The sequence below is a fragment of the Lampropedia aestuarii genome (assembly GCF_004803635.1).
GTDB classification, from domain to species: domain Bacteria; phylum Pseudomonadota; class Gammaproteobacteria; order Burkholderiales; family Burkholderiaceae_C; genus Lampropedia; species Lampropedia aestuarii.
Window position 1 is genome coordinate 103,847 of the sequence record NZ_SSWX01000012.1, and the last position, 13,341, is coordinate 117,187.

Annotated in this window: 10 protein-coding genes; 6 read left to right on the forward strand and 4 right to left on the reverse strand. The window is 55.7% G+C overall.

Going from position 1 to position 13,341, the window contains the following annotated elements:
• Positions 1–33 precede the first annotated feature (33 nt).
• The 6 genes from E8K88_RS10580 (at position 34) to E8K88_RS10605 (ending at position 6,328) form a co-directional block, all read left to right on the forward strand.
• Complete coding sequence (locus E8K88_RS10580; RefSeq protein ID WP_205880066.1) at positions 34–1,050, forward strand: FecCD family ABC transporter permease; 1,017 nt, start codon at positions 34–36, stop codon at positions 1,048–1,050.
• Positions 1,040–1,882, forward strand: coding sequence for an ABC transporter ATP-binding protein (locus E8K88_RS10585; RefSeq protein ID WP_136406633.1), 843 nt, complete (start codon positions 1,040–1,042; stop codon positions 1,880–1,882). Before E8K88_RS10580 ends, E8K88_RS10585 begins: the two co-directional genes overlap by 11 nt.
• Before the next feature lie 84 nt (positions 1,883–1,966).
• Positions 1,967–2,536, forward strand: a complete 570-nt coding sequence (gene cobO / locus E8K88_RS10590; RefSeq protein WP_136406634.1) for a cob(I)yrinic acid a,c-diamide adenosyltransferase — start codon at positions 1,967–1,969, stop codon at positions 2,534–2,536.
• Between the two features lie 53 nt (positions 2,537–2,589).
• Positions 2,590–3,588, forward strand: coding sequence for an adenosylcobinamide-phosphate synthase CbiB (gene cbiB / locus E8K88_RS10595; protein ID WP_136406660.1), 999 nt, complete (start codon positions 2,590–2,592; stop codon positions 3,586–3,588).
• Positions 3,589–3,618: 30 nt separating this feature from the next.
• Complete coding sequence (locus E8K88_RS10600; protein WP_136406635.1) at positions 3,619–4,818, forward strand: aminotransferase class I/II-fold pyridoxal phosphate-dependent enzyme; 1,200 nt, start codon at positions 3,619–3,621, stop codon at positions 4,816–4,818.
• Between the two features lie 22 nt (positions 4,819–4,840).
• Complete coding sequence (locus tag E8K88_RS10605; RefSeq protein ID WP_240754463.1) at positions 4,841–6,328, forward strand: cobyric acid synthase; 1,488 nt, start codon at positions 4,841–4,843, stop codon at positions 6,326–6,328.
• A 141-nt stretch (positions 6,329–6,469) separates the two neighbouring features.
• On the opposite strand, the gene E8K88_RS10610 is transcribed toward E8K88_RS10605, so the two are convergent.
• The 4 genes from E8K88_RS10610 to E8K88_RS10625 are packed head-to-tail and all read right to left on the reverse strand — an operon-like array spanning position 6,470 to position 13,339.
• On the reverse strand, positions 6,470–6,958 hold the full coding sequence (locus E8K88_RS10610; protein WP_276606666.1) for a type IV pilin protein: 489 nt from the start codon (positions 6,956–6,958) through the stop codon (positions 6,470–6,472).
• Positions 6,921–11,915, reverse strand: coding sequence for a PilC/PilY family type IV pilus protein (locus E8K88_RS10615; RefSeq protein ID WP_168797307.1), 4,995 nt, complete (start codon positions 11,913–11,915; stop codon positions 6,921–6,923). Before E8K88_RS10615 ends, E8K88_RS10610 begins: the two co-directional genes overlap by 38 nt.
• A gap of 18 nt (positions 11,916–11,933) precedes the next feature.
• On the reverse strand, positions 11,934–12,527 hold the full coding sequence (locus tag E8K88_RS10620) for a PilX N-terminal domain-containing pilus assembly protein (protein WP_136406636.1): 594 nt from the start codon (positions 12,525–12,527) through the stop codon (positions 11,934–11,936).
• Positions 12,524–13,339, reverse strand: a complete 816-nt coding sequence (locus tag E8K88_RS10625; protein WP_168797308.1) for a PilW family protein — start codon at positions 13,337–13,339, stop codon at positions 12,524–12,526. Before E8K88_RS10625 ends, E8K88_RS10620 begins: the two co-directional genes overlap by 4 nt.
• Positions 13,340–13,341: the final 2 nt, after the last annotated feature.

Below are 13,341 nucleotides of genomic sequence, written 5' to 3' on the forward strand. Positions count from 1 at the left end.
CCAGCCAGACAAACCATGCATCAGCCAGTGCACATGCTCCAGCACACCAAAAGCTGGCGCTTGCTGCTGATGTTGCTGCTGCTGTGCGCCGCGCTGGTTGTGCTGGGCATGGGCATTGGCAGCGAGGGTTTTGAGGCGGTATGGACGATGCAGCATGACCCGGTGACGCGGCAAATCGTTTGGGACATTCGCTTGCCGCGCACGATGGGTGCTTTGCTGGCAGGTGGTTTGCTGGGCTTGGCTGGCTGTGTGGCGCAGGGCCTGTTTCGCAATCCGCTGGCCGATCCGTATCTGTTGGGCAGCTCAGCGGGTGCTTCGCTGGGGGTGGCCTTGGCCTTGATGGTCAGCGGCACCTCTATCTCGGTGATGTCGATTGTGGGCTATTTGGGCATGACAGGCGCAGCTTTTGTTGGCTCGATCCTGGCGGTCTTGCTGACCCTGACCTTGGCCCAAGGCGTCAGTGGTGGCCTGCGCTTGCTGCTGGCCGGTGTGATTGTGGGCGTGGTGCTGGGCGCGTGCAAGGATGTGGTTGAGCTGATGCGCCCGGACATCATGCAAAGCATGCAGTCGTACACGCTGGGCACGACCGCAGCAATTGGCTGGCAATCGTGTGGGATCATGGCCGTGGCGCTGGCTTTGTGTTTGCTGGCCGCCTGGAGTTTGAGCCGCGTGCTCGATGGCCTGGCGCTGGGAGAGGCCACGGCCCGCTCGTTGGGCTTGCCCTTGGGGCTGATGCAGGCGGCCTTGATTGCAGTTCTGGCCCTGGCCACGGCAGCCGCAGTCGCGCAAACCGGTTTGCTGGCCTTTATTGGGCTGGCGGCGCCGCATTTGGTGCGCGCCAATGTCAAGGTGCGCCATAACCGTTTATTGCTGCTCTCGACCTTGATGGGGGCGGTCCTGCTGGCCAGTGCCGACTTGTTGGCGCGCTGGGTGATCGCGCCGCAAGAGTTGCCAGTGGGGGTGCTCACGGCCTTGCTGGGTGGCGGCTATTTGCTGCGCTTGATGCACCGCCAAAAAAGTTTGGGAGGTTTGGGCGCCGATGGCAAATAGGACTGACACGCCTTCACAACACAGCTTGGCGCCCGCACTGAGCGCGGCGGGCGTGAGCGTGCAACTGGGTGGCCAGCCAGTGCTGCACGAAGTGCAATTGCAATTACAACGTGGCCGTTGGACCAGTATCATCGGCCCCAATGGCGCAGGCAAATCGACCTTACTCAAGGCTTTGGCGGGTTTGCTGCCCTTGCAAGGCCAGGTTGAGCTGCTGGGCCAACCGTTTGACAAGGTGCCAGCCCGCGAACGGGCCAAAACCATGGCCTGGCTGGGCCAGAGTGAGCGGGCGCTGGACGATATGACGGCGTTTGATACGGTCATGCTGGGACGCATGCCGCACCAGAACTGGCTGGCAACCGCCAGTGGGCAGGACATCGAGATTGTCAGGCAGGTCATGCAAAGCAACCATGTCTGGCAATTCAAAGACCGCAGCCTGGCCGAGTTGTCCGGTGGCGAGCGCCAACGCGTGATGTTGGCACGCGTGCTGGCTGTGCAGGCACCGGTGGTGCTGATGGATGAGCCCTTGGCCAACCTGGACCCGCCACATCAAACCGAATGGTTACTGGACATGCGTGCGCTGGTGCAATCGGGCGTGAGCCTGGTCAGCGTGCTGCACGAGGTCTCGATTGCCTTGCAGGCCGATGATTTGGTGATCGTTGACAAGGGCCGAATCAAGCACATCGGCGCTTGCAATGACCCGGCAACGCGCGCCGCTGTGGAGGCCGTGTTTGAGCACCGCATCCACGTCCGGCAAGTGGGCCAGGTATGGACGGCGGTGCCGAATCTGCAGCCACTTGGACAGACCGTTTATGCCGATCAAGCGCCACAGTGATTTCGACTGCACAGGCGGATGTGGCAGCGGTGCATTTTTGCTGGTTCGCACAAGCGAGCCAGTGCATTGAAAGGATCAAAGAACATGCAAGTAGAACAACCTCCGGTGGATCGTGTCCGTCAAGTGCAAGAGGGCGAGCGCCGTGGCTTGCTGCTCATCAATACCGGCAATGGCAAAGGCAAAAGCACCTCGGCTTTTGGCTTGGCCTTGCGCGCCCATGGGCGTGGTAAAGCGGTGAAAATTTTTCAATTCCTCAAAGTGCCCAGTGCCCGCTTTGGTGAACACCGCACCTTTGACACCCTGGGCGTGCCAATTGAAGGTTTGGGAGATGGCTTTACGTGGAAGAGCAAGGACATCGAACATTCGGCAGAACTGGCACGGCAAGGCTGGAGCAAAGCGCGTGAAGCCATTCTCAGTGGCGATTATTTTCTGGTCGTGCTCGACGAGCTGACCTACCCGCTGATTTACGGCTGGCTCCCGTTGGAAGAGGTCATGCAAGACTTGCAGGCCAGGCCTGCACACGTGCATGTGATGGTCACGGGCCGCCGTTGCCCGCAAGAATTGATAGATATTGCCGACACCGTCACGGACATGCAATTGGTCAAGCATGCGTACCAGGCGGGTATTCCTGCGCAGCGGGGCATTGAGGATTGAGCGTGGCAGATGGCTGGCCATGGCTTGCTGCAACATGGCCCGGAGGTGTGGCCATGGCCTTGGCGGTGCTGCTGGCGCTGGCGATTGACCAGATCTGGGGCGAGCCAGCGGCGCGCTGGCACCCAGTGGTGTGGATGGGGCACAGTTTGCAGCGGCTGCAAGCGTGGGTGTTTCGGCAAAGGCAGCCCACAGCGGCCACTCGCCAGATTTTTTGGCGCGGAGCCATTGCTTGGTGCGTGTTGGCTTTGTGCTGTGTGGTGCTAGCCTGGGCCATAGAGCGCGGCTTGCAGGCCTTGCCCTGGCCGCTCTACACGGTACTGCTGGCGCTGGCGCTCAAGCCGATGCTGGCCTGGCGCATGTTGCGCCACGAAGTCCAGCGCGTGGAGCTGGCGCTGCAGCAGTCGCTGGCCCAAGGCCAGCAGCAATTGGCCCGCTTGGTCAGTCGCGACACGACCGTGCTGGATGCCACCCAGGTACGGGAGAGCGCGCTGGAGTCATTGGCCGAGAATCTCAATGACTCGGTCATTGCACCGCTGTTCTGGTTTGCGCTGCTGGGGCTGCCCGGTGCGGTGTTGTACCGCTTTGCCAATACCGCCGATGCGATGTGGGGCTATATCGGCCTGCGAGGCGAGCGTGATTGGACCTGGGCTGGCAAGTGGGCGGCGCGCAGTGACGATGTGCTGTCCTATATTCCGGCGCGACTCACCGCGCTGCTACTGCTTGTCAGCGCCTGGCTGTGGTATGCCGCTGTCGGCAAGCGTGCAGGCCATGCCATGCCGATGGCCTCGTTGCGCGCTTTGGGCGAGTTGCGCCTACAAGCTGGGCAAACGCCATCGCCCAATGGCGGCTGGCCGATGGCCTGCATGGCCATGTTGCTGGATATTCGATTGAGCAAGCCGGGCGTTTATGTGCTGCATGCCTCCGGACGCAAGGCCGGTGCCGGCGACATCGCGCAAGCTGTACGCTTGGCCTCAACGGCCGTGTTGTGTGGTGCGCTGCTGGCCAGTGTGTCCTTGTTGCTGCCCAGTTTTGCGATTCGATGCTGCGCTTGATGCGCATCACAAACTGTCTGATTTATTGCGATGTTGCCATCTCATTTTTCTTCACTTACCAATTGCAGTGTGCATGCCGGCAACCATGGTGGCAGGGATGCACTGGGTGTGGCCGAGCATGACTTCTCCACCAACAGCAATGCCTGCGGGCCATGCCCTGAGGCCTTGCAGCAAGTGCAGCAGGCCGACCCCAGCCATTACCCTGATCCGCATTACACCCATCTGCGTGCCGAGTTGGCCGCTTGGCATGGCGTGGCAGTCGAGCAGATTGTGCTGGGGGCCAGTGCCAGTGAATTGATTCATCGCTTCTTATTAGCGGCCAGACTGGCAGGAGCCGCGGCAGCCCAACTGCCGCTGCCCGCTTATGGCGACTATGCGCGCCAAGCCATGGCCTTGGGTCTGCCAGTGCAAGTGCGCACCGATGCAGACAGTGGCTTAACTGCTACCACCGAGGCCTATTCCAGTGCTGCGGCAGGTCAGCCAGGCCAGGCGTGGGCGATCGAGTGGGGCTGCAGCCCATCCAGCCCGCATGGAGGCGTGGATGCCTGTGCCAGCAACTGGTTGCAAGCGCCGGTCATAAGCACTGACGTGCGCGACGTGGCGCAAGCAGGCGCGCCTTGGTGGCGCGTATTGGATGCTGCATATGCACCGTTGCAGCTAGGGCAGGGGCCGCAAGAGTGGCTGAACCATGCCCGGCATATGCAAGTCGCATGCTGGCAATTGTTTTCCCCCAATAAATCCTTGGGCATGACGGGGGTGCGCGCTGCCTACGCGATTGCGCCCGCGCAACCAGTGGCAGCTGTTGCGCAGCAGCAGTGGCAGGCCTGTTTGGTACAACTGCAGGCGCTGGCGCCTTCATGGCCGCTGGGCGTACATGGCGAGGCGATGCTATGGGCGTGGATGCAGCCCTCTGTGCAACATTGGTTGCACGACAGCCGAGCCCAACTCCAAACCTGGAAACAGGCGCAACGCGCGCTGTTGTCTGAGCTGGGCTGGCGCTGCCGTGCCAGTGCGACCAATTTTTTTGTCGCCGAGCCACCATGGCCAGATGGAGTGCTGGATGTCTGTCACCGACATGCTGTGTTAGCCCGTATGCGTGACTCAGGAGTAAAGCTGCGCGAGACGGATTCGATGGGGTTGCCAAACCATGTACGCATCAGTGTGCAGCCACCGAAATCACAGCAGGCCCTGGCCCAAGCATGGCGCGACGCCATGCACTATTACAGCTGATGTGTGCTTTCAGGATGTTTGTATGACCCATCTTCCTCTTCCTTCTCCCAAGCAAACAGCGGCTTTGTGCGTGATGGTGCTTGGCACGACCAGTGGCGCTGGCAAAAGCTGGCTGGCGACGGCGCTGTGTGCCTGGTATAAGGCGCAAGGCTATCGGGTGGCGCCATTCAAAGCGCAAAACATGAGCAATAACGCCCGCGTGGTAGCAACGCCTGACGGTGGTTATGGCGAAATCGGCAGCGCCCAGTATTTTCAGGCGCTGGCCGCTGGCGTGCAGCCGGATGTGCGCATGAATCCGCTGCTGCTCAAACCTGAAGCCGACACGCACAGCCAGGTCGTGCTGATGGGGCAGGTCAGTGCCGAGCTGACAGCGATGGCCTGGCGCGAGCGCAGCAACCACGTATGGCCGGCGATTGCCAAGGCGCTCGACGCGCTGCGCCACGAGTACGAGGTGGTGGTGATCGAGGGGGCTGGCTCACCGGCTGAGATCAACCTGAGCCACAGCGATGTGGTGAATATGCGTGTCGCCCGCCATGGCAATGCCCACTGCTTGCTGGTCACCGACATTGACCGGGGCGGGGCATTCGCCCATTTGTATGGAACCTGGGCTTTGCTGCCAGCATGTGATCAGGCCTTGATCAAGGGTTTTGTGCTCAACAAGTTCAGAGGCGATGCCCAGTTACTGGCACCGGCCCCTGCCATGCTGGAGGAACTCACCGGCGTGCCGGTCGTGGCCACGATCCCGATGCTGCGCAACCACGGTTTGCCGGAAGAGGACGGCGTATTTGATGACCGCATGGCTTCAGGTGCAGCCTTGCCGGGCCAGGCCATGCGCACCATTGCCATCATCGCCTATCCACGCATCAGCAACCTCGACGAATTCCAGGCACTCAAAAATGTACCCGGTGTGCGTTTGGTCTGGGCGCGTGACCCGCGCGATCTGGTGGGCGCTGACTGGATTATCTTGCCCGGCTCAAAAGCCACCAGCGCCGACCTGCGCTGGCTGCGTGCGCAGGGCTTGGACCAAGCGGTGTGCGCGCACGCAAATGCAGGCCAACCTGTGCTGGGAATTTGTGGTGGCTTGCAGATGCTGGGTGAGAGCTTGATTGATCCGGAGGATGTGATGGGCAATCAGCCGGGCTTGGGGTTGCTGCCTTTGGTGACGGTGTTTGAAACACAGAAAACGGTGCAGTTTGGCGCTTACCAGTTGGGGCCAATCAACGGTTCGTGGAGTGCGCTATCGGGTATTGCATTTGATGCGTACGAAATTCATCAAGGCCAGACTCGGCCCTATGAAGCCATGCTGACAGCAGGCATGCAGTTGCAGCCGTGTTGTGGCCAATTGGCATGGGCCAATGGGGCAGGCAATGTGCTGGCCTGCTACTTTCACGGATTGTTTGAGAGTCCAGCGGTACTGCACGCCTTGTTTGGGATGCAGGCGGTGAGCTTGCAGGCGGTGTTTGAGACGATGGCACTACAGGTACAGGCTTGGTTTAGCGAGATGGTCTGAAGCACATCAGGCAATTGCCCTTGATCTCAACCGTTGATGGCGGGCCGGGCAGTTATCTTAATCCAGCAGTGCATGGACAACAATTGAGAGCCGCAGCCCAGGCGCTGCATGGCAGAACCTGAGCAGATTGGGCACGGTGATTTATTTCCAGCACGTAGCGACGGTGCCGCCATTGTGATCGTCCAGGCTTTTCTTTCCCACGCCATCCAAAACCAAATCACCGCATTTTTTGTCTGCCTTTTGAACCCCTTGGCGCTTTGCTGTCAAGGTGTAGCCATTGGCAGAGGTAATAGCCAGTTTGTAGTAGCCACGTTCAGACAGGTCGCCATAGGGGAGTTTGAGATCGCTCACTGTTGTAGTGTAAGTGCCGTTTTGTGCACGAAAACGCTCTTGCCGGGCGGCAGCTTCATTTAAAAAAGCTTGCCCCTCGGCGCGGCGCGAGCGCAGCATGTATTCCTGGTAAGAAGGGTAGGCCACCGCCGCGAGAATGCTCACGATCGCCACCACGATCATGATTTCAATCAGCGTGAAGCCTTCTTCAAGATGGCGTTGTGCAGCCATTTTTTCAATTGATACTCTCATAACGATTCCATTAGTTGGCAGGCTGCTCACGCCAGCTTTGACGGCCATATTCGATGCCCGAATTCACCAAGCGACGTGATCCACTGGGGTCATAAATATGCTCGCCAGAAATATTGTTTCGACCAGCAGTGGCATCCACGCCAGCAACAAAACCACCTTCAATCAGATCATCTTCGTCAATTTTGCCATCACCGTTGACATCAAACACGCTGTAGTTCGGCGAAGCACCGGTAGCAGGTGCGATCGCATACAAAGCACCGCTCAAGCCTGCCAGGCAAGGGTCGTCACTGTTTCTGATCGTTGTGAGAATCAGCGATTGCCCATAGAGGGTCATCTCATAGACCAGCTGCTCTTCTTCGCGCGGCAAGTTGATATACCAGCCCCATTTTTGAACTTCATCGTCATCTCCGCTGGTTTGTAAGTCGGCGAACCAGTCGACCGTGTTGCTTGTCAAGGAGAAGACGCCTTCATGGTTGGCAAATTCATTGAAAGTCTGGCTTTGTAAATCGCCGCGGGTTTTGCTGACCGTTGGCAATGTGGTCGTCGTCACATCCGTGCCTTCTGCGTAACGATCCCATACGCCATAGACGGTTTGCTGGCCACGGTCCTGATCGCTCGGTGTCAAATAACGGCCCGTGCCAAATACCACCATATTGCCAGTTCCGAGTGGGTGGTCGACAACGTAGGGCGCTGCGGTAATCGGCAGGCGTTTGCCTGCGGCATTTTGGGCCACAAAGAATTTTTGGGCCTGCCAGCCACTGCTTGAATCGCCACGCAAATCAAATCGCCATACGTTGCCGAGCAAATCACCACCGTAGACCAAATCGACTTTGCCATCGCGATTGTTATCCACCGCAGCGATGTTGGAGAGACCGTTGCCTAATGGCAGGTAGCCATCGGGCTGCTGGCTGTTTGACACGCCGGTAATTCCGTCTGCGGCAAATTTTTTGATCTTGGCGCCAGTGGCAATGTCCAAAACGAACAGACTGGCTGTACCTGCGCTGCTGCTGCCACTTTGGTAGCCGTTGGGCACCAGAGCAACCCAGCTGCCTTTGCCATCGACCGGGTCATTGAGCCGTGCAATTGTAGGCTTAGCGATGGAGTAGCCCATATCCGAATCTTGGTCGGCACCAAACTCCCAGAGCAATTGGGGCGAGGTGGGTACAGTGATGTCCAAGGCGAAAATTTGCCTGCCACCAGCGCCCATGCTGCCAACCAGCACCTTATGCCATGCTCCGTCAAAATAAACATCGGTGGCCACTGGTGTGCCGTCAACGAAATAGCGGTGTGGCGTGCCATTTTCTTGACCGTAATCCGAAGTGGTCAACACATTGAGATAGGTTCTCACTGCCGTTGGAATGAAGGCAAAGACCTCCTCTCCTGTGCTGCCGTTGAAGGCGTGCAGCATGCCGTCGTTTCCGCCGATATACACCATCTCTGGCAGCGCCGCTTGGCTAGCGGCATACTTGGCGTAATCGCTATCGGAATTGCTTTGAATGCCCTCCAGTGCATTGGCGGGTGCACTCCTGTAGACAGGGCCGTGCACGCGCAGTGCCGAGGAGTTGACAATGTCACCCAGCAAATTGGGAGCGCCAGAGGTGAGTTTCTTGCGCTCGCGCAGGGTGGACTCTTCACCACGCAGGAACGACACACGTGTTTCGCCTTTGTTGTCGAGCACTCCGCTGGCATCGCGGTTGAGCATGTCTACCCAGGCCTCATAAGGGTTGGTGGTGCCGCCAGCGTTCAACACAGCCCAGGTGAAAGGCTTGAGCTCTTTGTGGCCGAGTGCCGATTGGCCTGCAAAGTAGATCGTGCGGTCGTTTCTGCCAGCGAGTTGTTCGGCGGCACTCCAAATCCGGCTGCGCGACAGCACCCCGTCAGTGACGGTCAATGCTTCTTTGAGCAAATCGCCGCTCCAGCCTTCCGCTTCAAATGTAGAGCGATAAACATCGGAATTGCCACTGAGCGGGCCATCAGGGAGGCTGACTTCTACCGATGTGACCGAGCTGGTGTTTTGCAAAATGTCATTAAACGCTTTGGTCATTTGCGTTTTGAGCGTTGTGGCATTAGTGACCAGAAAATAATTGTCTGGATCGCCTTTGACAGAAGCAGGGTCGCGGTCAGGCATGCCATATTTAGCGGCATACCAGAGTGGATCTTTCAAGAAACTGCCAGAATCGCTCTTGGCACTAGGCGTAAAAATCCTGCTGCCAGACAATGGCAAGTTGATGCACTCGGAATCATTTCTGCGATTTTTACAGTATCCAGGATCGCGCCCTTGCGGGGTGTTGTGCTCGTAGTAGACCGAATTGGTATCCTTGTCGCGCACTTCAATATACATGCCATCTTTGGTTGTGCCCGAAATAACATAACCCATATGCTGTCCAATGCTACCCGCAGCATATTCTGAATAAATATCTATTCTCACTTTGCCATCTGCTTGCAAAGCAACAACATACCGAGAAATTGCATCCATATCGTGGTCAGCGCCTTGCTCAACGTCTTCGTAGTTGATGCGGAATTCGGCATAAGGGCGGCCTTCATTAACGCTGCTATCAGTATCGGCGGTGCCAGTATTGGCGATCTTATCTACATAGTAGTCAACAATCTGGTTGGTAGGCGAAAAAACCAAGGGGTTGATGCCCATACCAGTAACTGACTTTGCGAATGGCGCAATAGTCACATACAAACCGTTGCCAACAGGAAAGCGAATTTCTGGCAGAGGAGAGGCCATGGCCACTGAATAGGTCATGACTTTATTCATGCCTTGGGCATTGCCTGCTATCCGGTTGTTGGCACCGAAGCGGGAAACTCCTGCAGAGTAATAGGTACCCTCTTTACTAGGCTCCTGCGGTGACAGTCCACGCACCCATGACAGGTCGTTGATGCGTTTAACAGAGGGCGCCGCGTCGGCGTTGGTTTCATCCGATTGACCGATGAAGAAATTTTGGCCATGGATTCCTTCAGCACTTCCAATGGCTTTGGTTTCATTCGCCACGTTGAAGCTGTCTAAATTGCTTGCATTTGCTGAGATGCTTTGAAATCTGCTTCCAGGGAGTTTGAAGTCGTAGGAAGGGTTGATGTCGCTCATCACTGTCATCACTGGACGTGCGCAATGCGGAAAGCCTCCCCCATTTTGTTTTGCATCTACATATGGAGATGTCCACTTTGGCTTGGACAGGTTGAGGTCGCTGTCCTTTGAGCTGCCAGAACCATAATCATAGGTACTTGTTGGCGTTGTGGCGCCGCCAAAATACCGCAATGTTTCAAACATCATTTCCGCAATTGGATTGCCCCACATGGCACAGTTGGATGGGTCGGACATTTTGCTTAATGGACCAGCTGTATACCATCCGCAGCTGTTGTATTGGCTTCCTCCAAAACCAATAATTCGCTGCCTATTAATATTATCAACAATGCCATTGGTATTGGTGTTGAATTGGCCTGTTTGCAGATTAACCTCGGAAGTAAAGCTGCTCATATTGCGGCGCAAAACACCGCCTGCTATGTTTTTTTGGTAGGAGCCAGTGAGCAAGCCGAAATACATTTTTTCATTTTCGCCAAAATCGTGCAGTAGTCCTGTTGGCTTGAAAATTGGCGTTTTACCACTATTTGGATAACCCTTGCAATTCTCTTCCCGAAGCTCGGCTGTACTTGGACATGCCTGTACTTTGACACTATGGCCTACGATTTGGCTTTTGGGCCTTTGGACTTTTTGTGCAAAACCCCAGTTATCTTGGCCACTTCCTTCCGCATGCCGAAATCGTATGGGTTTCCAGCCCGCAGTGAGGGTAATGGTTTTACTTCGTGCCGATGGCGACTCCCAGTCAGAGCGATTATTGGCATGGCCTCCGTACCAACCCCATTTGTTGCTATCTTTGCCGTCAATCATGACTTCAACGGCATCATCGCCATCGATGGAAAATGTATAGCTGCCATTTTCAGGAATAAATATCTGCCCGTTAATTTCGGTCATGTATTTATCTTGCGTGCAGCCATTGATGCCAGCAAATGGATTGTTTTCACCACCGGTTGTATTGATTGTACTTATTGAGCCTGAACCACAGCGATTGCCTGTCGTTCCATAAGTCGCAAAATGCTTATCCATCGCCTTGGCATCGCCTGGCGTTGCGCCGTTTGTTTTCCAGGTGGTAATAGTCAGATTGTTGAATGAGCTGGAGGGCAGTACAACATATTCGGTTCCTGCACTTTTTTCACAGCTGACCCCACCCATACACAGATCTTGGCCAGCCGTTCCCTCTTTGGAGACCCAGTCCCAAATCTGGAATGTCGTATCATTGAGCACACGCAATTGTGGTGCAAGATAATCACCGCTTTCACCAAGTGTGGATACGGCAAACAAATGCCTTGTCCCAACCGCAGGGAGATTAAGAGGTGTATATTTTCTAATATCGTAGACTGCGATATCTCGCGCAGGGTCGTATGACTTGCCCCAGGAGTGCGCATCTCTGGGTATGTAGGAGCCTTGCAAAACAGTATTGCTTGTAGTGTCCACCGAGCGCATGCCACCATAAAGGACTTTGCGCAGTGCATCCATTCGCGATGTAGATAAGTAATTTAAAAAATCACCACTCCATGCATTCGAGCATTCTTTTTTATTCGTGCCTGTTGCAAGGCTTGTGGGTTTAAAAAGACTGTTTTTGTCGGCTATGGTTTTTGCAGCACCTTTGGTGCCATCATAGGTATAGCAGACATTGTTATTAAAGTAGCCGTAGTAATTGATCTCATTGGGTTTGTAGCCAATGTCAATTACACCATCCCCATTCAGGTCGGATGCATCGTTATAGGCTTCGTAGTAGAGCTTGTGGTCACGCCCCATGACTAACATGTTCAATGGCGGATAGCTTTCGCTGACAAACAAAGGTGTTTGCGACAACGCTGTATCCCCGCTGTTTTGCGCTGCTGCTTCAGGCAATTGGGTGAACAGGGCCACCAAAGCAAACAGCGTAGCGGTGTGAGGAAAGTTGTTCTTATAGGCGTGCATAGCACTCTCCCGCATGGATTATTTAATAAATTGGTTGATCGAGGAACGCAGGCAAAGGGCATCGGGGCCACAATTGGTGCTCCCTATCTTCCGAGTCGACTGTGCATTGACTTCGTAATACTCGGAACAGCCTGTGGTGGCCAAATTCAAGGCTGACGTGGAAGACATGCCTTTAGGGCAAACAGTCTCGATGTAGCGTGGATACCAAAATCCGTTGGGTCCCTTGTCGTTGAATCCTTCGACTTCGACGCCTTTTTCGAAGTTCGTGCTCAAGGCAAGGGAGTCTGCTTTAGCTTCAGAAACGTAGCAAGGAACGCCGTCTTTCATGCTCGATTTCGCATCGTCAGGGCATTGAACCAGTCTGACGCCTTGGTAAGCTCCGATAATCGCCCGCTCGCCGTCCCGCAAAGTGCCATCGGCGACTTCAAATAACTGCTGCTGCTCTAATAAGTTGGCTGCAATGCGTGACTCTAGAGTGATCGCACGCATGCCTGTGATAGCCAACATCAACAGCAGCAGCAGCATTACCAAGGCAATTACCAGGGTAGCGCCTTGTTCTGCGCTGTTTTTTTTAAGACGCGGGCCTCGGCTGAGGTTCAGGTTGCTATTCATGGCATGAGGTTCCGCAAATTAAGTGCTCCGCTGGCGATTTGGTATAAGTGGCCACCGCTTTCATCGCAGCTGGTATTGCTATCGCCCGCAGTGGTTTTCCAGCGCGAGCAGACCGATGATTCAATACCTGATGTCAGGCGCGCCTTGGATGCAGCCAGCAAAATGGCATACTTCAGTGAACGCACCGTCTCATCGGCCTTTGGTTCCTGACTGGTATAGCTGCTGATTGTTCGCAAAGCCATTGATGCTGTTTGTGGGCCAACACCGTATTCAAAATGGATGTCGCGAACACCCAAGGCGACAGGAGTGGCTGTGCCTTGCGCTGTGCATACCAATGTTTGGTCAGAGATGGCAAAGCGCTCGACAAACACGCCAGCACCAACCGACGTGTCAGTCGCTCCCTCGTAAGGAGCAAGGCTGGCTACGGCACTGTCAGTATTGCCTGAACAATCGGTCTCGCTTGCATCGCGTGCTTGAAACCGAATGCACAAAGCTGCGCCATCGACTGTTATGGCTTGGCCTCTTGCAAAAGTGCAGCCAGTAGTTGCGTCAGTGAGGGCTGGAAATGCCTCCTCCATACTTTGTGTTGGGTCGCGACGGTACCCGGCTTTGGAGAACTGCGACTCCAAAGTATCCAAGGTGTAGCGGCTATTGGCCAAGTTCTCACTTTGACCTTGGCGAAAACTGAGGTGGCGCGCACCTTCAACATAGACAAGGCTGATAAGCAGAAGAATGAACAGGCCGATGGCCATCGCCACCATCACCTCGATCAAGCTCACGCCTTTTTGTGTGACTGATGCACCAGCTTTCATAG